11 protein-coding genes are annotated in these 20991 nt (G+C 73.0%); 2 read left to right on the plus strand and 9 right to left on the minus strand.

Going from position 1 to position 20991, the window contains the following annotated elements:
- Window positions 1-55 precede the first annotated feature (55 nt).
- Complete coding sequence (locus STRNI_RS15105) at window positions 56-382, minus strand: hypothetical protein (RefSeq protein ID WP_018089448.1); 327 nt, start codon at window positions 380-382, stop codon at window positions 56-58.
- 144 nt (window positions 383-526) lie between these two features.
- Window positions 527-2755 carry an ATP-dependent DNA helicase UvrD2 gene (locus STRNI_RS15110; RefSeq protein ID WP_277411391.1) on the minus strand — a complete coding sequence of 743 codons (2229 nt, stop codon included), beginning with the start codon at window positions 2753-2755 and terminating at the stop codon, window positions 527-529.
- Window positions 2756-3324: 569 nt separating this feature from the next.
- On the opposite strand from STRNI_RS15110, the gene STRNI_RS15115 reads away from it, so the two are divergent.
- Window positions 3325-3567 (plus strand): mycoredoxin, encoded by a 243-nt coding sequence (locus tag STRNI_RS15115; protein WP_018089446.1) that lies wholly within the window; start codon window positions 3325-3327, stop codon window positions 3565-3567.
- A gap of 564 nt (window positions 3568-4131) precedes the next feature.
- Here the strand turns inward: STRNI_RS15115 and nudC are convergent.
- The 5 genes from nudC to STRNI_RS15140 form a co-directional block, all read right to left on the minus strand.
- Window positions 4132-5067 (minus strand): NAD(+) diphosphatase, encoded by a 936-nt coding sequence (nudC, locus tag STRNI_RS15120; protein ID WP_159486284.1) that lies wholly within the window; start codon window positions 5065-5067, stop codon window positions 4132-4134.
- 74 nt (window positions 5068-5141) lie between these two features.
- Window positions 5142-6542, minus strand: coding sequence for a dipeptidase (locus STRNI_RS15125; RefSeq protein ID WP_159486286.1), 1401 nt, complete (start codon window positions 6540-6542; stop codon window positions 5142-5144).
- Window positions 6543-6552: 10 nt separating this feature from the next.
- A complete protein-coding gene (locus STRNI_RS15130; RefSeq protein ID WP_277411392.1) occupies window positions 6553-10437 on the minus strand; it encodes an ATP-dependent DNA helicase in 3885 nt (1294 codons plus the stop codon).
- Window positions 10438-10616: 179 nt separating this feature from the next.
- A complete protein-coding gene (locus tag STRNI_RS15135; RefSeq protein ID WP_381844471.1) occupies window positions 10617-14297 on the minus strand; it encodes an ATP-dependent helicase in 3681 nt (1226 codons plus the stop codon).
- A 268-nt stretch (window positions 14298-14565) separates the two neighbouring features.
- Window positions 14566-14970 (minus strand): MGMT family protein, encoded by a 405-nt coding sequence (locus STRNI_RS15140; RefSeq protein ID WP_109892451.1) that lies wholly within the window; start codon window positions 14968-14970, stop codon window positions 14566-14568.
- Window positions 14971-15158: 188 nt separating this feature from the next.
- Here STRNI_RS15140 and STRNI_RS15145 point away from each other — a divergent pair, with 188 nt between their 5' ends.
- The gene (locus tag STRNI_RS15145; protein WP_167540515.1) at window positions 15159-18176 is read left to right on the plus strand and encodes a lysylphosphatidylglycerol synthase domain-containing protein; all 3018 of its coding nucleotides are present in this window, start codon (window positions 15159-15161) and stop codon (window positions 18174-18176) included.
- Between the two features lie 95 nt (window positions 18177-18271).
- Here the strand turns inward: STRNI_RS15145 and moeZ are convergent, their stop codons facing one another.
- Entirely contained in the window at window positions 18272-19450 is a 1179-nt protein-coding gene (gene moeZ / locus STRNI_RS15150) for an adenylyltransferase/sulfurtransferase MoeZ (RefSeq protein WP_018089439.1), read from the minus strand.
- Window positions 19451-19859: 409 nt separating this feature from the next.
- Window positions 19860-20816 (minus strand): NAD-dependent epimerase/dehydratase family protein, encoded by a 957-nt coding sequence (locus STRNI_RS15155; protein WP_026169597.1) that lies wholly within the window; start codon window positions 20814-20816, stop codon window positions 19860-19862.
- Window positions 20817-20991 lie beyond the last annotated feature (175 nt).

Raw genomic sequence — 20991 nt, forward strand, 5'->3', positions numbered from 1 at the left:
GCGGATCCCGGTGTGGGTTCCGCGGCCCTGGAAGGTGCCGACCTGATCGTGCCGATCAGGCTGGATCTCTCCAGGGTTCGAGGCCGCGGTAGGCCCACATTTCATGCTGCGTCTGGTACTGCTTCCGGGATCCGGCACCATTGGCCGCCGCGAAGGCAAAGGCATTCGCCGATGCCGCCGCTGCTGCTACCGCAGGTGCCTCGGTCGGTCGCGCGGTGCGCTCACTGCGCGTCAGCACAGCGAGGGACTCGGGGCGCGCGACCTCGGTACCGGACAGGCGGCCGAAGCCGGACAGACCGGTGCCAGGGAGCGAGGAGCCGAGCGTGCAGGTGGCGACGACCGAGAGATCGGTCATTTTGTTGGTCTCGATAATGCTGATCACTGGGCTCGCCTCCTCTCGGCGTCTCGGTGGACCGGGAATCCCGTTCCAGGGTGTTCAAGTACAGCACGGATCCATCGGATCTCGGAAGGTTCCGTTGTCTCCGTTGCTTCCGAAGGCTATGGGGATGCGCTCCGCGCGCGCAAACTATTTTTTCGACGAGTTTTTCGCGGCGCCTCCGGGCCCCTCCTCCAAGACCCCCGCGAGCTCCTCGCCGGCACAGATTGCCAGCACATCGCTGCCGTAGCGGTCGAACTTCCGCCGCCCCACTCCTGAGATGACCGCAAGCTCCGATTCGGTTCCCGGAACGGCCTCCGCGATCGCCATCAGTGTCTTGTCGGTGAAGACGCAGTACGCGGGCTGCCGGGAGCGCGCGGCCTGCTCGGCCCGCCACTCGCACAGCCGCTCGTAGAGCGCCTCGTCCAGCTCCGAGGGGCAGTCCTCACACCGCATCAGTTTCATCTCGCCCGCGTCCGTGAGCGTCCTGTTGCAGACCCGGCAGCGGGCCGGGCTGCGGTGCTTGGGGCGCCGTGCCACTGCCGACGCCCCCTCACCGCGCTCGACGCCCCCTGAGACCGCGCCCGGCGTGCGGCGGCCTGCCACTGCCCCGGAGCCCGGCCGCAGGCCGCTCAGGAACCGGCTGGCGCGGCGGGAGGCCCGCCCGCCCGGAGAGCGCGCCAGCGACCAGGACAGCCCCAGATGCAGCCGGGCACGGGTGACGCCGACATACAGCAGCCGGCGTTCCTCCTCTATCTGCTCGTCGGTCTTGGCGTAGGTGATCGGCATCATGCCTTCGGTGAGACCGACCAGGAAGACGGCCTCCCACTCCAGGCCCTTGGCGGCGTGCAGGGACGCGAGGGTCACGCCTTCGACCGTCGGCGCGTGCTGCGCGTTGGCCCGTTCGTCCAGCTCGGCGACGAGGTCGGCGAGGGTGGCCGTGGGCCGGGCCTCGGCGAAGTCCTCGGCGAGCCGCACCAGTGCCGCCAGGGATTCCCAGCGGTCCCGCACCGCCCCGGAACCGGCCGGGGGCCGGCTGGACCAGCCCATGTCGCTGAGCACCGCCCGCACCTCGGACGGCAGGTCCACCGCGTCGTCGAGCAACGCGTCGTTGGCCCCGAAGCGGGCGGCGCCCCGCAGCTTGACGCCTGCCTCACGCACCTCCGGCCGCTCGAAGAACCGCTCGGCGCCCCGCAGCTGATACGGCACACCGACATCGGCCAGCGCCTGCTCGTAGACCTCGGACTGGGCGTTGATGCGGAAGAGGACGGCGATCTCGCCGGCCGACACACCGGAAGCGATCAGGTCACGGATCCGGCGGGCGGTGCCCTCGGCCTCGGCGGGCTCGTCGGCGTACTCCGTGTACACGGGCTCGGGGCCCGCCTCGCGCTGCGAGATCAGCTCCAGGCGGTGTTCGGCCGCCCGCCCCTTGGCCTGGGAGAGCAGGCCGTTGGCGAGGTGCACGACCTGGGGACTGGAGCGGTAGTCGCGGACGAGCTTGACGACCGTCGCGTTCGGATGGCGGGTGCGGAAGTTGAGGAGGTGGTCGGGGGTGGCGCCGGTGAAGCTGTAAATCGTCTGGCTGGCGTCGCCGACCACGCAGAGGTTGTCGCGGTCCCCCAGCCACAGCTCCAGCAGCCGCTGCTGGAGCGGGCTGACGTCCTGGTACTCGTCGACGACGAAGTGCTGATACTGCGCACGGACCTGCTCGGCGATGTCGTGCCGGTCCTGCAGCACACCGACCGTGAGCAGCAGCACATCCTCGAAGTCGATGCTGCCCCGGTCGCGCTTGAGCTGTTCGTACGTCCTGTAGATCTGCCCGATCTCGGCCGGGTCGCGCGGGGCCTCACGACCCGCCTTGGCGACCGCCGCCGGATAGTCGGCCGGGACGGTCTGGGTGACCTTGGACCACTCGATCTCGGCCGTGACATCGCGCAGCTCATTGCGGTCGAGCCGGATGCGACAGCGGGCGGCGGCCTCGGCGACGAGCTGGATCTTGCGCTCCAGCAGCCGCGGAACCTCGCCACCGACCGCCTTCGGCCAGAAGAACTGGAGCTGCCGCAGGGCCGCGGAGTGGAACGTCCTGGCCTGGACACCGCCCGCGCCGAGCTGACGCAGCCGGCCGCGCATCTCACCGGCCGCGCGGGCAGTGAACGTGACAGCGAGCACACTCGCGGGCTGCAGAATCCCGGCCCTTACCCCGTACGCGATCCGGTGGGTGATCGCGCGGGTCTTGCCCGTGCCGGCACCCGCCAGCACACACACCGGACCGTGCAGAGCCGTCGCGACCTCGCGCTGCTCGGGGTCGAGCCCGTCGAGCACCCCGTCCGCCGAGTCAGGCACCTGGGGGAAAAGAGAGGAGTCCGTTGCTGCTGTCACCCCGCCATGCTGCCAGGTCCGCCGAGACGCCCGGGAAACCTGTCCACAGCCGCCGGACCCCGGTCGTACGCATCCCGTCCGCTGTGGACAACGGACGGTGCGCGGCCGCGGCGAGTGCTTTGCTTTGTTCCGGCGGTCGGATGGCGGCGGGCGGATGGCGGCGGGCTGCGGGCAGATGGGCGCCGGCGGGTTTTCGGCGGGGCTGGGTGCGGGGCTGGGCTGGGGCTGGGGCTGGGCTCGGCCCGGGGCTGGGGCTGGGGCTGGGGCTGGGGCTGGGGCTGGGGCTGGGGACAGTTTTGAGGGGTGGCTCTGGTCGGTGGGGGGTTGGGGTGGGGCGGGGGTGGGGGCGGGGTCCCCCCCCAGCCAGCTGGCCCAATCTCGGTAGCCGACGCGCGGGAGGGGGGCGGGCTCTGCCGCCATGCCGCCCGTGGGCCCCCGTCCCCTTGCTGGCGCAGGCCTCTCGGGAGGCCGGGAATGGCTGAGGGGTGATGTGCGTTGAGTTCCTTGGCCGCGCCGGGTACGGATGCGGGTGGTATTGGATCAAGACTTATCGAAGGAGCGCAGGGCGCATGGCGGGCACTGTGACGATGTACAGCACGACCTGGTGCGGTTACTGCCGTCGGCTGAAGGGCCAGATGGACCGCGAGGGCATCGCATACACCGAGATCAACATCGAGCAGGACCCGGATTCCGCGGCGTTCGTGGAGAAGGCGAACGGCGGCAACCAGACGGTGCCGACCGTGCTGTTCCCGGATGGGTCGACGCTGACCAACCCGTCCCTGGCGCAGGTCAAGGAGAAGGTCGGGGCCTGAGCGCCGGACGCTTCACCGCCGCCTTGACGGAGTGACCGCTCCGCTCGGCGGCGGCGGGGTGGGCGGCTCAGCTGCCTGGAGGGCTGCGCGGCCACCGTGGCTGCTGCAGGGCTCCTGACACACGCGGCGAGGCCGCCCTGGTGGTGCGCCACCCCGTGCGAGCAGCTTCGTCCGGGGCGCTCCGCGGCGGGCGGCCCGGGTCCACGGGAACCGCCCCGTCCCGCGTGAGTGGCTTTCGTACCGCATGCGACCGTGAGCGGTCTCATGCCGCATGCGCGGCCCCGATCCGTACCAGTGGCTCCGTCGGCATGATCAGTTCCAAGGGCCGTCGGCCGTCCCGTCCAAGGGATTCGGCCGGCGGCCCTTGTCCGTGCCTCATGGCGTCGGGGCATCCCGGCGCATCAGGCCATCCCGATGGTCGGGTCATGAAGCAGGACGCCCAGGCATCCGGACGCCAGGCCATCGCGGCGCCAGAGCATCACAGCGCCCAGGCATCACAGCGTCAGGACATCACGGCGTCAGGCGTGCCGGTGCCCTGTGCACCGGCCGCCCACCACCCCCCGCTCACGGCTTGGGCAGCGGCTTGCCGTACCAGAGTTCGATGAGGCGGGCGGCGATGGAGATGCCGTACGGCGGGAGGACCTCGCCGGATTCGAAGGCGGCGCGCAGGTCCTCGCGGGAGAACCAGCGGGCCTCTTCGATTTCCTCGCCGTCGACCTGGATCTCGGAGGAGGTGGCGCGCGCCATGAAGCCCAGCATCAGGCTGGAGGGGAAGGGCCAGGGCTGGCTGGCGATGTATTCGACGTCGCCGACGACGACACCGGCCTCCTCGAAGACCTCGCGGGCCACCGACTGCTCGATGGACTCCCCCGGCTCGACGAAGCCCGCGAGGGTGGAGAAGCGGCCCTCGGGCCAGTGGACCTGGCGGCCCAGGAGGGCGCGGTCCTCCTCGTCGGTGACGAGCATGATCACGGCGGGGTCGGTGCGCGGGTAGTGCTCCGCGCCGCAGGCCGGGCAGCGGCGGATATGGCCGGCGGCGGCGATGACGGTGCGTTCGCCGCAGCGTGAGCAGAAGCGGTGCAGCCGCTGCCAGTTCTCGAGGGCGACGGCGTGGACGAGGAGGCCGGCGTCGCGGGGGGAGAGCAGCAGGCCCGCCTCGCGCAGGCCCGCCGGGCGCGCGGACTGGTCCATGCGGCCGGGCAGCGAGTCCTTCTGGAGGGCGAAGTAGCTGACGCCTTCGTCGTCGGTGCCGAGATAGTAGCGGTGCGCCTCGGTCAGCGGCGCCTCGAAGGACGGCGTCGTGATCAGCTCGGTGCGGCCGTCGGGGGTGTCGTCGATCAGCGCCTGACCGCCGGACACCACGAAGACGCGCGTCGTCGGGTGGCTCCAGGCCGCCGCCAGCCAGGCCTCGTCGAGGCGGTGATGGGCGGAGCGGTCGATTCCGCTCGGCGCGCTGAAGGTGAGCGGCCGGTCGGCGCTGTGGTCGGTCCAGGTGGTCACTGCTGTTTCCAACTCCCCCTATGGCGTGGGTGATTGCTGCGTACGGGCGCGGGTCGGTACGGCGGTGCGCGCGGTCAGGCCGTGTGCCAGGTCTCCGCCAGGTCGCCCCACAGGTGGGCGGCGGTCTCGACGCCCTTCATCAGCAGGTCGAGCTCGACCTTTTCGTTCGGTGCGTGCCAGCCGTCGGACGGGATGGAGATGCCGAGGAAGAGGACCGGGACGCCGAGGACGTCCTGGAGGTCGGCGGCCGGTCCGGAGCCGCCCTCGCGGGTGAAGCGGATCTTCTGGCCGAAGGCCCGGCCCATGGCGCGGACGACGGACTGGAGCGCGGGGTGGTCGAGCGGGGTGAGGCAGGGGCGGGTGGCGCCCCAGAAGGAGATCTCGTGGCGGATGCCGGCCGGGAGGCTCGCTGCGACCCAGTCGCGTACGGACTGCTGCACGGCGGCCGCGTTCTGTCCCGCGACCAGCCGGAAGGACAGCTTGAGCTGTGCGGTGGCGGGCACGATCGTCTTGCCGCCGGGGCCTTGGTAGCCGCCGCCGATGCCGTTGACCTCGGCGGTGGGGCGGGCCCAGATGCGTTCCAGGGTGGTGCTTCCGGCCTCGCCGAGGGGGGCGTGGGAATGCGCGGTGCGCAGCCACTCCTCCTCGTCGAAGGGGAGCTCGGCGAAGAGTTCCCGTTCGCGGTCGGTGAGTTCGATCATGCCGTCGTAGAAGCCGGGGACGGCGACGCGGCGGTCGGTGTCGTGCAGCGCGGCGGCCAGCCGGGCGGCCTCGGTGGCGGGGTTGGGGACGGCGCCGCCGAACGATCCGGAGTGGATGTCCTGGTCGGGGCCGTAGAGGTCGATCTGGCAGTCCGTCAGGCCGCGCATACCGGTGCACACCGTGGGGGTGTCCTTGGACCACATGCCGGTGTCGGAGACGATCACCGCGTCGCAGGCGAGGCGGTCGGCGTGCTTTTCGATCAGGGCCGGGAAGTTCGGTGAGCCGGACTCCTCCTCGCCCTCGATCAGCAGCTTGAGGTTGACGGCGGGGGCGGTGCGACCGGTCGCGGCGAGATGCGCGCGCACGCCCAGGGTGTGGAAGAAGACCTGGCCCTTGTCGTCGGCGGCACCGCGGGCGTAGAGCTTGCCGTCGATGGTCTGCGGCACGAAGGGGTCGGTGTGCCAGCCGTCCTCGCGGGCGGCGGGCTGGACGTCGTGGTGGCCGTAGACGAGCACGGTCGGCGCGGACGGGTCGCCGGAGGGCCATTCGGCGAAGACCGCGGGCAGGCCGCCGGTCTCCCAGATCTCGGTGGTCGGGAAGCCGGTGTCGGTGAGCTTCGCGGCGAGCCATTCGGCGCTGCGGCGTACATCGCCGGCGCGCTCCGGGTCGGCGGACACGGAGGGGATGCGCAGCCACTCGGCGAGGTCTTCGAGGAAGGCTTCGCGGTGGAGGGTGAGGTACGCGTGGACGGCGCTGTCCGGGGTGGTGCTCATACGACCGAGCCTATCGGCCTTCCGGGGGAGGCCGGTCGGCGGTCTCGCCGAGCAGGATGCGTTCGAGCCCGGCCCGGCCGGGGAGCCGGGCGGGTCTGACCACCTCGCCGCTGCGGACGTAGAGGAAGGCGGCGTCGACGGCGGAGGGCTCCAGGCCGTACCGCTCGGCCCAGGCGAGGCGGTAGACGGCCAGCTGGAGGGGGTCGGCGGTGTGGGCGCGGCCGGTTTTCCAGTCGACGATCTCGAAGCGGTCGCCGTCGGGGCCGGGCTCCTTGTAGACGGCGTCGATCCGGCCGCGGATCACCCGGCCCGCGAGGGTCAGCTGGAAGGGGGCCTCGACCCGGTAAGGCGTGCGGTGGGCGTAGGGGGTGCGGGCGAAGGCTTCCTTGAGGGTGTCGAGGTCGTGCTCGTCGACGATCTCGGTTTCCTCGCCCGGTTCGGCGCCGGGCAGTTCGTCGGGGCCGAGCAGCGGCAGCGTGAGCTCTTCGAAGCGGGATTCGACCCAGGCGTGGAAGCGGGTGCCCCGGCGGGCGCCGGGCTGTGGCGGGCGCGGCATGGGGCGGGCGAGCTCGCGGGCGAAGCCGTTCGGGTCGGCGGCGAGGCGGAGGAGCTGGGTGGCGCTGAGCGCGGACGGCAGCGGGACGTCGCGGACGGTCGCGCGGGCGCGGCGCAGCTCGGCGGCGAGCGCATCCAGATCGCGGTCCCAGGAGCCGACGGTGCGGCGCTCCTCGGGGAGGAGGGAATGGGGGGCGGTGTCCTCGTCGGGTAGGGCAATGTCGTCGGGAAGGGCGATGTCGTCGGGGTGGGCGGTGCCCCCGTGGTGGGTGGTGACGGGGTCGGGGTGGGTGGTGTCGGCCGTGTGGGCCGCGTCGGCCGGGTCGGTGAGGTCGGGCTCGGTGGAGCGCTGGGCGACGATGCGGGGGCGGGGTGCGGGCCGGGCCGCCGCGGGGGCGGGCGCGGTCCCGTTCCCGGCCCGACCCTGCGTCTGGGCCCGGGCCTCGGCCTCGGCCTCGGCGGTGTCGTACGCCGGGACGTCGTGCACCGCGGCGTCCTCGGACGGGCCGGCGTCGGACGGCCCGCCTTCGAAGGCATCAGCTTCGAAAGGGTCCGCCTCGAAAGAACCCGCCGCGAAGGGGCCGGCATCGGGCACGTCGTACGCCGCGGCGTCCTCGAACGGGTCGGCTTCCCGGAGGCCGAATGCGTCGGTCTCGGGTACGTCGTACGGGTCGTAAGGGTCCGGTTCCCATGTGTCGTCCGGCGGGGGCGGCGGCCAGTCGGGGTCGTGGGCGGAGAGGGAGGGCGCGGCGGAGGCGGAGACGGTCGCCTGCTGCCCCGCCTGCTGCCCCGTCCGGCGTTCCAGGTGGGCGCGGACCGTGGCCGCGGCGGCGCGGCGGCGGGCGGTGGCGGTGGGGTCGAGGGGCAGCGGCCAGGCCTGTTCCGTGGCGGCCTCGGAGAGGGCCGGGTTCTCCTCGCCGTCCTCGGGGGCCGCGGCCCAGTGCTCGATCTCGCCGTGTCCGGCTTCGCAGTGCTCGCGCAGGGCCTCCAGGAAGGCGGACGGGCCGCGCGGCCGCTTCTGCTGGGGGCCCCACCAGTGGCCGGAGCCGAGCAGCAGGGAGCGGGGGCGGGTGAAGGTGACATAGCCGAGGCGGAGTTCCTCGGTTTCCTGGTGCTGCTTCATCGCCTCCTTGAAGGATTTCAGGCCGCGGGCGGTCCATTCCCCGACGTCGGGGAGGGTCGCCGCGTCGCCGCGCAGGGCGTGCGGGAGGACCTTGGGGCGGCTGGTCCAGGACTCGCGGGCCTGTTCACTGGGGAATTGCTTGCCGACCAGGCCGGGTACGGCGACGACGTCCCATTCCAGGCCCTTGGATTTGTGGGCGGTGAGCACTTTGACGGTGTTGTCGCCGCCGGGGAGGGAGCTGTCGAGGCCCTTCTCGTACTGGACGGCGGTGCGCAGAAAGCCGAGGAAGGCGAGGAGGGTGGCGTCGCCGTCGAGGGATTCGCCGCCCTGTTTGGCGGCGAATCCGGCCGCGATGTCGAGGAAGGTCCCGAGGGTTTCGCGGCGGCGGGCGGCGAGGGCGTGCGGGGATGCGGACAGCTCGACTTCCAGGCCGGTGGCGGCGAGCACCCGGTGGAGCACGTCCATGAGGGGGTCGCCGAGGGAGCGGCGCAGGTCACGGAGTTCGGTGGCGAGGTAGGCGAAGCGCACCCGTGCCTCGGCGGAGAACGGGAGGCCGTCGTCGGGTCCTTCGGCTTCCAGGAAGGTGTCGAGTGCGTCGGCGAGCGAGATGGTCTCGGCGGGGTCGACGCCCTCGACGGCCTCGGCGAGGCGTTGTCCGGGGTCGTCGGACGGGCCGCCGTGGTGGACGAGGGTGCGGGCGCGGCGGCCGAGGAGCGCCAGGTCGCGGGGGCCGATCCGCCAGCGCGGGCCGATCAGCAGGCGGACCAGGGCGGCGTTGGCCGTGGGGTCCTGGAGCACCTCGCAGACGGCGACGAGATCGGCGATCTCGGGCAGATGCAGCAGCCCGGAGAGGCCGACGACCTCTACGGGGATGTCCCGGGCGACCAGTTCGCCCTGGATACGGGCGAAATCACCGGCGGTGCGGCAGAGAACGGCGATTTCTCCGGGTGGGGTGCCGGTGTGGACGAGGTGGGCGAGGGAGTCGGCGAGCCAGGTGAGCTCTTCGGCGTGGGTGGGCAGCAGGGCGCAGCGGACGAGGCCGTCGCGCTCGGCGCCGGGGGCGGGGCGCAGGGCTTCGACGCCTTCGTGCATCCGGCGGAGGGGGGCGGCGAGGCCGTTGGCGAGGTCGAGGAGGCGGCCGCCGCTGCGGCGGTTCTCGCTGAGGGCGTACCGGCGGGCGGGGGTGCCGTCCTGGAAGGGGAAGTGGGCGGGGAAGTCGTCGAGGTTGGCCACGGAGGCGCCGCGCCAGCCGTAGATGGCCTGGCAGGGGTCGCCGACGGCGGTGACGGCGTGACCGGTGGCGCCCCCGGCCCCGGACCCGGCCTCGTCTCCGGCCCCGGAGCCGAAGAGGCCGGAGAGCAGCAGGCGTTGGGCGACGGAGGTGTCCTGGTACTCGTCGAGGAGGACGACGCGGAATTCGTCGCGCAAAATGCGGCCGACTTCCGGGCGGGTGGTGGCGAGGGTCGCGGAGTGGGCGATCTGGTCGCCGAAGTCGAGGAGGTCGCGGCGGCGCTTTTCGCTGCGGTAGGCGGTGACGAGGTCGAGCAGTTCCAGGCGGCCGCGGGCGGTTTCGGGGGCCTTGCGCAGGTCCGCGTTGGTGAGTTTCACACCGTCGAGGGCGGCGAGGAGTTCGCTGTCGTAGGCGCGGAGTGCGGCGGGGTCCACGATGTGTTCGGCGAGCTCGGCGTCCAGGGCGAGGAGGTCCTCCACGAGGGAGGGCAGGGAGGTGGTGAGCGCCGGGTAGGGGCCGGGGGCGGCGCGCAGGGTACGGGCGGCGAGCTGGAAGCGGGTGGCGTCGGCGAGGAGCCGGGCGCTGGGTTCCAGGCCGATGCGCAGGCCGTGGTCCTTGAGGAGCTGGCCGGCGAAGGCGTGGTAGGTGGAGATCCGCGGCTCGCCGGGGGGCTGGTCGCCGGTGGCGGGCGGGAGGGCGTCGGGGTCGGTGACGCCGGCGGCGAGCAGGGCGGCCCTGACGCGTTCGGCGAGTTCTCCGGCGGCTTTGTTCGTGAAGGTCAGCCCGAGGACCTGTTCGGGGGCGACCTGGCCGGTGCCGACCAGCCACACCACGCGGGCGGCCATGACCGTGGTCTTGCCGGATCCGGCTCCGGCCACGATGACCTGCGGGGCGGGCGGGGCGGTGATGCACTCCGTCTGCTCCGGGGTGAACGGGATGCCGAGCAGCTCCTTGAGCTGCTCGGGGTCGGTGAGGCGAGCTGACACAGCAAGAACCGTAACGGCCGCCACTGACAGTCGCCGTCGCCGGCTTCGTCGTCGCAGGTCACGGGGCAGAGTCGGGGCACGGGGCCAGGGCCGGGACATGGGACAGGGCCGGGGCCTGGGGCCAGGGCCGGGTCACGGCGGTGGCTCGCGGCCGCCCGGCGGCCCGGCGTCCCGCCCGCTCACTCCACGATGTGGCGCCCCTCCGGCTGGGCGCTGCACGAGGCCCGGAAGGAGCAGTGGGTGCAATGGCTGCCGGTGGTGGGTGTGAACCGTTCCTCCAGCACGCGGCCCGCGGCGGTGGCGAGGAGTTCTCCGACCCACTCCCCGTCCAGCGGCTGCTGCGCCTGTACGGCGGGCAGCGCGTCGCCGCCCTCTTTCTGGGGTGCGCCCAGCCGCAGATGGACCAGTTCCGCGCCGCCCGCTTCGGGGGTGCGGCCGTCGAAGGCGTCGTCGACCGCACCTTCGCGCACCGCGAGCTGGTAGACGGCGAGCTGGGGGTGGCGGGCGACTTCGGGGCCGGTCGGTTTCTGTTTGCCGGTCTTGAAGTCGACGACATACGCCCGGCCCTGTGTGTCCTGGGAGACGTGGTCCATGCTGCCGCGGATACGGACCTCGTAGGCACCGGCCCGGAGGGTGAGGTCGAAGCCGTGCTCGGTGGCGACGGTGTCCCGGCCGCGGGTCTCGCGTTCCATGACGTGCCAGCGCAGGAAGCGCTCCAGGGCGGCGCGCGCATGGTCCTTTTCCTGGCGTGACTTCCAGGGGGCGTCGAAGGCGAGGGCGTCCCATACGGAGTCCAGGCGCTCCATGAGGACGGTCAGATCGGCGGGGGTGCGGCCGGAGGCGACCTCGTCGGCGAGCACATGGACGACGTTGCCGAAGCCCTGGGCGGCGGTGGCCGGGGTGTCCGCCTTGACCTCGCGGCCCAGGAACCACTGGAGGGAGCAGGTGTGGGCGAGCTGGTCGAGGGCGCTGCCGGAGAGGACCACGGGACGGTCGCGGTCGCGCAGCGGGACGCTGCTGTGAGTGGGTTCGTGCAGGCCCCACCAGTTGTCCGGGTGGGCGGCCGGCACCAGGGGGTGGTGGTCGTCGTCGTGCAGCGCGGCCAGTTTCGCGAGCCGCTGGGCGGCGGCCTCGCGCAGCGCGGGGGTGGCCGCGGGGTCGACGGTGGTGGCGCGCAGCTCGGCGACCAGCGCGGCCACCGAGAGGGGGCGGCGGGGGCGGCCGGTGATGTCCTGAGGGGTGACGCCCAGCTCGGTGAGGAAACGGGACGGCTGGTCGCCGTCGTCGGCCGTGGCCTTCACGGCGGTGACGACCAGGCGTTCGCGGGCGCGGGTGGTGGCCACGTAGAACAGCCGGCGTTCCTCGGCGAGCAGCGCGCCCGGGGTGAGCGGTTCGGCCAGGCCGTCGCGGCCGATCCGGTCGGCCTCCAGGAGCGAGCCGCGCCGGCGCAGGTCGGGCCAGAGGCCTTCCTGGACGCCGGCAACGACGACGAGCCGCCATTCCAGGCCCTTGGCACGGTGGGCGGTCATCAGCCGTACGGCGTCGGGGCGGACGGCGCGGCGGGTGAGGGTGTCGGCGGCGATGTCCTGGGCGTCGAGTTCCTCCAGGAAGTTGAGGGCGCCGCGGCCGCCGGTGCGTTCCTCGGCGCGGGCCGCGGTCTCGAACAGGGCGACGACGGCGTCCAGGTCCCGGTCGGCGTTGCGGCCGGCGGCGCCGCCGCGGTGGGCGGCCCGCTCCAGGCGCTGCGGCCAGGGGGTGCCGTCCCACAGCTCCCACAGGGCCTGCTCGGCGGTGCCGCCGCCGGCCAGCAGTTCGCGGGCCTTGCGCAGCAGCAGGCCCAGGCGCTGGGCGCCGCGCGCGTAGGCGGGGTCGTGGGCCACCAGGCGCTGGGGTTCGGCGAGTGCCCGGGCGATCAGCTCGTCGGAGGGGCGCGGCAGTGGTTGTCCGGCGGCCCGTTCCTCCTCGCGCAGGGCGCGGCCCAGGCGGCGCAGGTCGGCGGAGTCCATCCCGCCCAGCGGGGAGGCCAGCAGGTCGAGCGCGGTCTCGGCGTCGAGCCACCGGGGGGTGGCGGGGGTGGGGGTGACCCCAGTGGATGCGCCGGCACCAGGGGCGTCCGGAACGGGCTCGTTCACGTCGGGGTCGCCCGGCCCTGCCTCGTCCGCATCGGATCCGCCGGGCCCGGCCTCGCCCCCATCGGCCTCGTTCCCACCGGGTTCGCCCGCACGCAACGCATCCACGACGGAGGCGCCCCCACCGGCCTCATCCACACCGGCTTCACCACCACCGACCCCGGCGCCACCATCGGCAGCATCGGCCAGCTCACCATCGACAGCATCAGCCGACTCACCATCGGCAGCCCCACCCGGCTCCTGCCGCAGGGCGGCCCGTGCCGCCGCCCGGAGGGCCGTCAGCAACGGGGCGACGGCGGGTTCGTGGCGCAGCGGCAGATCGTCGCCGTCGATGTCGAGCGGTACGCCGGCAGAGGTGAGCGCCCGGCGCACGGCGGGGAGCGAGCGCCCTCCGGCGCGGACGAGGACGGCCATCTCGCGCCAGGGCACCCCGTCCTCCAGGTGGGCACGCCGCAGGATGTCGGCGATGTTGTCGAGTTCGGCGCCGGGTGTCGGGTACGTGTACACCTCGACGCGGCCGCCGTCCCGTACGGGCGCGGGCTCGCGGTGGGCGCGGACCTTCTGGGCGGGCAGCCGGGTGAGCGGCATCCGGCGGGTGAGCAGCCGGGTGGCCGCGAGCAGGGTGGCGCCGGAGCGCCGGGAGGTGCCGAGTACGGCCACCGGGGCGGGGGTGCCGTCGCCGCGCCGGAAGGTCTCGGGGAAGTCGAGGATGCCGTTGATGTCGGCGCCGCGGAAGGCGTAGATCGACTGGTCGGGGTCGCCGAAGGCGATGAGGGTGCGGCCCGGGGAGCCCGGTGTGCCGGTGGCCCCGTGGTTGCCGGCGAGCGCGCGCAGCAGCCGTACCTGGGCGACGTCGGTGTCCTGGTACTCGTCGACATAGACCGCGTCATAACTACGGGCCAGCTGCGCCGCGACATCGGTGTGTTCGGCGAGCAGCACCGCGCGGTGCACCAGCTCGGCGTAGTCCAGGACACCCTGGGCGTCCAGGACGTCGAGGTATTCGGCGAGGAAGGCGGCCGCGGCGCTCCAGTCGGGGCGGCCGGTGCGCCGGGCGAAGGCGCCGAGGGCCTCGGGGCCCAGGCCCAGTTCGCGGCTGCGGGCGAGCACCGCGCGGACCTCGTCGGCGAACCCGCGGGTGGTCAGGCAGGCCCGCAGTTCGTCCGGCCAGCTCACCAGGGCGCGGCCGGCGCCGGCCAGCTCCGCCTGTCCTTCGAGGAGCTCACGGACGACGAGGTCCTGCTCGGGTCCGGACAGCAGCCGCAGGGGGTCGGCGAAGAGGTCGGCGTCCTGGTGGGCGCGGACCAGGGCGTAGCAGAAGGAGTGGAAGGTCGTCGCCTGCGGGATGCCCGCCCGCCGTCCGCCGACGGCCGTACCGGGACGCCCGTCGGGCTGCCCCTCAAGAGCGGCCAGCCGGGCCGCGAGCCGGTCGCGGAGTTCGACGGCGGCCTTGCGGCTGAAGGTGAGGACGAGGATCCGCTCGGGGTCGTCGCCGGCCCGTACCCGGCGGGCCACCGACTCCACCAGGGTGGTGGTCTTGCCGGTGCCCGGCCCGGCCAGGACCAGCAGCGGCCCGTGCCGGTGGTCAACCACGGCGCGCTGGGCTGCGTCCAAGTCAGGAGGATCCACCCGCCCCGGCGGGGTGCGCACCAGTCGGTACGCGCCCGCGGCAGCCCGCCGCGCCGCCCGGTGGGGCTGCTGCGTCGGCGGGGCGGCCGAGAAGGAGGAACTCACGTGGATCGCCGGTCCTGAGGAGGTGCTCGTCGTGGTGCGTGGGTGGTGCGATGGGGGTCCCCCCGGACGGGGTCCGGAGGAGCGCCGCGGTGCGGGCCGCCGGCCGGGAAATCGGTCCGGCGGTGCGGTGCGCGGCGGGGCCGTCCTCGTGACGGCAGTGCCCGACGCTACGCGAGTCGGCACCCGGGCCGCAGCGCGCCCCACGAGCCGTCGCGCACCGCCGCCGGTACCAGCGCGTCCCATGAGCCGCCGCGCACCGCCGTCGGCACTACGGAGCGGCGCCGCCGTTCTGCTGCCCGTCCCAGCGGGCCCGCCGCATGTCGAGCCTCGGTATATGGTCCTCGGCCTCCTGGGCCGCGGTGCGCAGGGGGGTGCCTTCCTCCCGGTAGTGCGCCAGTGCGCGCAGTTCGCTGCCGGGCAGCAGCCGGCCGTCCGCGCGCACCACCCGCCACCAGGGCACCGCGCCGCCGTAGAGCGCCATCACCCGCCCCACTTGGCGCGGCCCGCCGCCGCCCGCCGAGGGCAGCCCTTCGGGCGGCTCCTCGTCCCTGAGCCACTCCGCGACGTCCCCGTACGTCATCACCCGGCCCGCCGGGATCAGCTCGGCGACGGCGAGGACCCGCTCCGCGTAGGCGGGCAGCTCACCTTCCGCCGTTTCTCCGGTCCCACTCATTCGGTCCATCCTGCCGCACGGCACCGACAATGGGAGCGGACACACGGTCCCGCACCCCCGGGAGGTCGGCGGCAAGGCGCCGTCAGCCACGGTGCGGGGGAGGATGTTCCGCTTCCCGCACCCCCGAAATGCACCCTGATGCCCCCCTCCAACGGTCGGCCGTGCCACCATCTTCCGGACGGTGACTGGTGATACGAGATCAAGAAGAGACGGCCGAGCAGCAGGGTGCAGCGCCTCCACGGGAGGCGGGCGCCCCTGAGGCGCTGGCCGTCGACGCCGCCGGCACCGCTCCCGGACCGGCCGCTGTGACCGAGCGGCCCGAGCGGCAGCAGGTGGCGCGACAGGGGAAGCACCAACGGAAGCCGGTCACGGCTTCCGCTACCGAAAAGGCGAGCACGATCGAGAAGGCCGAACGACCCGGGGCGCCCCAGAGGCCGGAAGGGCCCAAGGAGCCCGAGCCCAGCGAGCGGCACGAGGAGGAGCGGGACAGCGAGCAGCCCGAGGAGGAGCAGGTCCGGCACGACCAGGGCGAGGAGCAGATGTCCGGCACGGCCCGCAGCAAGCCCCGTACGGGCTCGCACCGTGCCGATCTGAGCGCCGACGAGTACGGCGAGTTCCACGTCGACCGGGTCTCCGGCGACGAGCCGCTGCTGCCCGCGCGGGTGCACCGGCCCTCCGACCTGCTGCGGCTGCTGCTCGGCATCGCCGGGATCGCGCTCGTCCTCGGCCTCGCCACGTTCGCCCACGGCACCACCCAGGGCCTGGAGAACGACATCGGCAGCGGTGCGAAGGCGGCGCCGCCGCTGCTGATCAACCTGGCGGGGCTGACCTCCAGCGTCGCGGTGCTGATCGTGCCGGTGGCGTTCGCCGTCGAGCGGCTGATCAAGCGGGACGGGCTGCGGATCGCGGACGGGGTGCTCGCCGCCGTCCTCGCCCACGGGGTGTCGCTGGCCACCGACCTGTGGGTGGCCGAGGCCGCCCCGCCGTCCATCCGGGACGCGCTGACCCAGACCCTCGACAACGGTTCCCTCTCCGCTCCGGTGCACAGCTACCTGGCGCCCGTGATCGCCTATATGACGGCGGTGGGCATGTCGCGGCGGCCCCGTTGGCGGGTCGCGATGTGGTGCGTGCTGCTGCTGGACTCGTTCGCGGTGCTGGTCGGCCGGTACACCACACCGTTCGCGATCGTCACGACCGTGCTGATCGGCTGGACCGTCGCCTACGGCACCCTCTACGCCGTCGGCTCCCCCAACGTCCGTCCCACCGGCCAGAACCTCCTCGCGGGGCTGCGCCGGGTCGGCTTCCACCCGGTTTCCGCGCTGCGGGCGGAGGACGCCACCGGCGCGGAGCAGTCCGAGCACGCCGACCGCGGCCGCCGCTATCTCGTCACCCTGGAGGACGGCCCGCCGATCGATGTCACGGTCGTCGACCGCGAGCAGCAGGCGCAGGGCTTCTTCTACCGCGTGTGGCGCCGGCTGTCTTTGCGCGGCATCAATCAGCGCCGCAGTCTGCAGTCGCTGCGCCAGGCGCTGGAGCAGGAGGCGCTGCTGGCGTATGCGGCCATCGCGGCCGGTGCCAACGCCCCCAAGCTGATCGCCACCTCCGAGCTCGGCCCGGACGCGGTGATGCTGGTCTACGAGCACATCGGCGGCCGCAGCTTCGACTCGCTGGCCGACGAGGAGATCACCGACGCGCTGATGCACAGCGCCTGGCGGCAGGTCGAGGCGCTGCAGTCACGGCGGATCGCGCACCGGCGGCTGGTCGGTGACGCGCTGCTGGTGGACCGTTCCGGCCATATCGTGCTGACCGAGCTGCGCGGCGGGGAGATCGCGGCCGGTGATCTGGTGCTGCGGATGGACATCGCCCAGCTGCTGGCCACCTGCGGGCTGCGGGTCGGCGCCGAGCGGGCGGTGGCCGCGGCCGTCGAGGTGCTGGGTCCGGACGCGGTCGCCGACAGCCTTCCGCTGCTGCAGCCGATCGCGCTGAGCCGCACCACCCGCGCGACGCTGCGCCAGCTGGCCCGGGAGCGTGCCAAGCGGGAGCGGGAGGCGGTGCTGGAGGCCTCGCAGGCCGCCAAGGAGGCACGGGAGGCCCGCGACGCGGCGGGCCCGAAGGACCGCAAGACGATCCGGGCCGAGCGCCACGCGGAGAAGAACGCCGAGAAGCGGGCCCTGGACGAGGCGACCGAGGAGGCCCGTGAGGAGGATCTGCTGGCGCAGATCCGCCGGCAGGTGCTGCTGATCCGCCCGGCGGCGGTGATCGAGCCGGCGAAGCTGGAGCGGCTCAGCCCGCGCATCCTGATCAGCTGGATCGCCGGCGCGTTCGCGGTCTATCTGCTGCTGTCGCAGCTCACCCACTTCAACCTCAGCGATCTGATCAGCGAGGCCCAGTGGATGTGGGTGCTGGTCGCGGTGGGCTTCTCTGGGCTGACGTACATCGCGGCGGCCATGAGCCTGCTGGGGTTCGTCACGGAGAAGGTGTCGTTCGTCAAAACGGTCATCGCGCAGATCGCGGGCAACTTCGTGAAGCTGGTCGCGCCCGCGGCGATCGGCGGGGTGGCGCTCAACACGCGCTTCCTGCAGCGTGCCGGGGTCCGTCCCGGCCTGGCGGTGGCGAGCGTCGGCGCCTCCCAGCTGTTCGGGCTGGGCAGCCACATCCTGCTGCTGCTGACCTTCGGCTATCTGACGGGCACCGAACGGACCCCGACGATCTCCCCGTCCCGTACGGTCATCGCCGGGCTGTTGACCGTGGCCGTGCTGGTCCTGGTCGTCACGGCGGTGCCGACGCTGCGGAAATTCGTCTCGACACGGGTGCGGTCGCTGTTCGCGGGCGTGGTCCCGCGGATGCTGGACATCCTGCAGCGGCCCGGGAAGCTGGTCACCGGTATCGGCGGGATGCTGCTGCTGACGGCGGCGAACGTGATGTGCCTGGACGCCTCCATCAGGGCGTTCGGCGGCGGCGACACGATCAGCTACGCGAGTATCGCGGTGGCCTTCCTGGCCGGTAACGCGCTGGGTTCGGCCGCGCCGACGCCGGGTGGTGTGGGTGCCGTCGAGGGCGCGTTGTTCGGCGCGCTCACCGTCGCCGGGCTCGCCGGTGACGTGGCGTTCCCCGCGGTGCTGCTGTTCCGGCTGATGGTCTTCTGGCTGCCGGTGCTGCCGGGCTGGCTGGCCTTCACCTATCTGACGCGCAAGGGCGAGATCTGAGCGGACGGCCGCCCGCACCGGGGGCGTCCTCCAGACAGCGCGAAGGCGCCGGTCCGTGGTGCACGGACCGGCGCCTTGCGGGTGGCGGGGGAAGCTCAGTAGACCGGCTTCTCCGGCTCGACGGTGTTGACCCAGCCGATGACGCCGCCGCCGACATGCACGGCGTCGGCGAAGCCCGCGGACTTCAGGACGGCCAGGACCTCCGCGGAGCGGACGCCCGTCTTGCAGTGCAGGACGATCTTCCTGTCCTGGGGGAGGTCCTGGAGGGCGGTGCCCATCAGGAACTCGTTCTTCGGGACCAGCTTGGCGCCGGGGATCGAGACGATCTCGAACTCGTTCGGCTCCCGGACGTCGATGATCTCGATCTTCTCGTCGCCGTCGATCCACTCCTTGAGCTGCTTGGGAGTGATCGTCGAGCCGGCCGCGGCCTCCTGGGCCTCCTCGGACACGACGCCGCAGAAGGCCTCGTAGTCGATGAGCTCGGTGACGGTCGGGTTCTCCCCGCAGACGGCGCAGTCCGGGTCCTTGCGGACCTTGACCTGACGGTAGGTCATCTCCAGTGCGTCGTAGATCATCAGCCGGCCGACGAGCGGGTCGCCGATCCCGGCGAGCAGCTTGATGGCCTCGTTGACCTGGATGGAGCCGATGGAGGCGCACAGCACACCCAGGACGCCGCCCTCGGCGCAGGAGGGCACCATGCCGGGCGGCGGGGGCTCCGGGTACAGGCAGCGGTAGCAGGGGCCGTGCTCGCTCCAGAACACCGACGCCTGACCGTCGAAGCGGTAGATCGAACCCCAGACGTACGGCTTGTTCAGCAGCACGCAGGCGTCGTTGACCAGGTAGCGGGTGGCGAAGTTGTCGGTGCCGTCCACGATCAGGTCGTACTGCGCGAAGAGCTCCAGGACGTTCGTGGAGTCCAGGCGCTCTTCGTGGAGGTTGACGGTGACGTACGGGTTGATGCCCAGCACCGTGTCCTTGGCGGACGCGGCCTTGGAGCGGCCGATGTCCGCCTGGCTGTGGATGATCTGGCGCTGCAGGTTCGACTCGTCGACCTCGTCGAACTCCACGATGCCGAGCGTGCCGACGCCGGCCGCGGCCAGATACATCAGCGCGGGCGAGCCCAGGCCACCGGCGCCCACACAGAGCACCTTGGCGTTCTTCAGCCGCTTCTGCCCGTCCATCCCGACATCGGGGATGATCAGGTGGCGGGAGTACCTGCGGACCTCATCGACGGTGAGCTCGGAAGCGGGCTCGACCAGGGGTGGCAGCGACACGGGGACTCCGTTGGTCGGTCTTGATGGGGTTCCCCCCGCCCGAGCCGAGCCGAGAGTGGGGGAGCTTGCTCTCCCCGTAACACTGCCACGCCCTTCTTCATTCCGAGACACCCGTTCCGATGCGCGAGACGATTTCGTCCCAGTAGCCGGGCAGGGGCGCCCGGGCCGCTCCGCGCCGGTCACGACGGCCCCGATCACGACGGCCGGTGACGTGCTCCGTGCCCGCCCCTGCCGGCGGGCGCTCCGCGGTGTCTCGTCGAGAGGGGCGCGCGGCACACCCTGGACGAGGCGACGGAACCACTCCGGAGGGTGGCCGGCGGCCCTCCCCCTCAGCTCTTCGGAGAGCAGCTCGCCGACCGGGCGCGCACCGCCGCACCCGCCCCGGCGTCCCAACAGGCGGACACCGGTCTCAGATGCGGCATGCGGCCTCCATCCAGATATCGGCGAGGGACTCCTCCAGCCCGATCCGGGGGCGCCAGCCGAGGCGGTCGCGGGCGGTGCGCACATCCGCCTGCTGCCAGGTGCCGCAGCCGTCCGGGTACGGGTAGGTGGCGGGCGGCGAGCCGGCCGGGTGCTCCGGGGACGGGCCGGGGATGACCAGACGGGCGGGCGGGGAGTCGAGTTCGTGGAGGGCGCCGCCGAAGCCGGCGACCCGGGCGAGCACCGACGCGGCCTCACGCAGCCGTACCGCCCGGCCGGTCCCGATGTTGACGACGCCCTGCGCGGCGGACAGCGAGGCGGCGTGCACCGCCCGCGCCACATCGCGCACATCGACGAAGTCCCGTTGCACCCCGAGCCCGCCGAGCTTGAGTTCGCTGTCGCCGGACTGCATGGCGCGGCGCATGGCCTCGGCGAGCCGGCCGAGCGGCGATCCCGCCGGGGTGCCGGGCCCGACCGGCGAGAAGATCCGCAGCACGACGGCGTCGAGCCCGGAGCCCAGGACCAGTTCGGTGGCGGCGAGTTTGCTGACGCCGTACGGGCCACCGGGGCGCGGGACCGCGTCCTCGGCGGTGGAGGAGCCGGGCTGGGAGGGCCCGTACTCGGAGGCGCAGCCCAGGTGGACGAGCCGGGCACCGCAGCTGCTGCGCCGCAGCGATTCACAGATGGTGGCGACCGCGACGGTGTTGTGCCGGGTCAGCTCGCGGGCGCCGCCACGGGTGGCACCGGCGCAGTTGACGACGACACCGGGGTGGACCGCGTCGAGGAAGCGGGTGAGCGCCCCGGGGCTGCCGGTGGCCAGGTCGAAGCGGACGTCGGCGTCGTCGCCCCGCCCGAGGGCGGTGAGCTGGACGGCGGGGTCGGCGAGCAGGCGGTCGGCGACATAGCGGCCCAGGTAGCCGTTGGCGCCGATGAGCAGCACCCTCATCGTGCGACCCCCCGGTCCGCGTGGCGTGTGGTCGGCTGGACGTTCATATGTCGTGCTCCTAAGGCGGATCGAGGGAAGCAGGTCGGCTTCGGCCGCGGAGTCGGCGTCCGCCCCGGGGGCGGGGGCCACGTGGGGGGTGAGGTCCGCGGCGAAGAGGCCGGAGCGGCCGTTTCGG

The organism is Streptomyces nigrescens (genome assembly GCF_027626975.1).
Taxonomy (GTDB): domain Bacteria; phylum Actinomycetota; class Actinomycetes; order Streptomycetales; family Streptomycetaceae; genus Streptomyces; species Streptomyces nigrescens.

Excerpts from the sequence above, each read along its gene's own strand:
- STRNI_RS15115 (WP_018089446.1), top strand. The coding sequence starts at position 3,325 with ATGGCGGGCACTGTGACGATGTACAGCACGACCTGGTGCGGTTACTGC.
- STRNI_RS15140 (WP_109892451.1), bottom strand. The coding sequence starts at position 14,970 with ATGAGTGGGACCGGAGAAACGGCGGAAGGTGAGCTGCCCGCCTACGCG.
- STRNI_RS15125 (WP_159486286.1), bottom strand. The coding sequence starts at position 6,542 with ATGAGCACCACCCCGGACAGCGCCGTCCACGCGTACCTCACCCTCCAC.
- STRNI_RS15155 (WP_026169597.1), bottom strand. The coding sequence starts at position 20,816 with ATGAGGGTGCTGCTCATCGGCGCCAACGGCTACCTGGGCCGCTATGTC.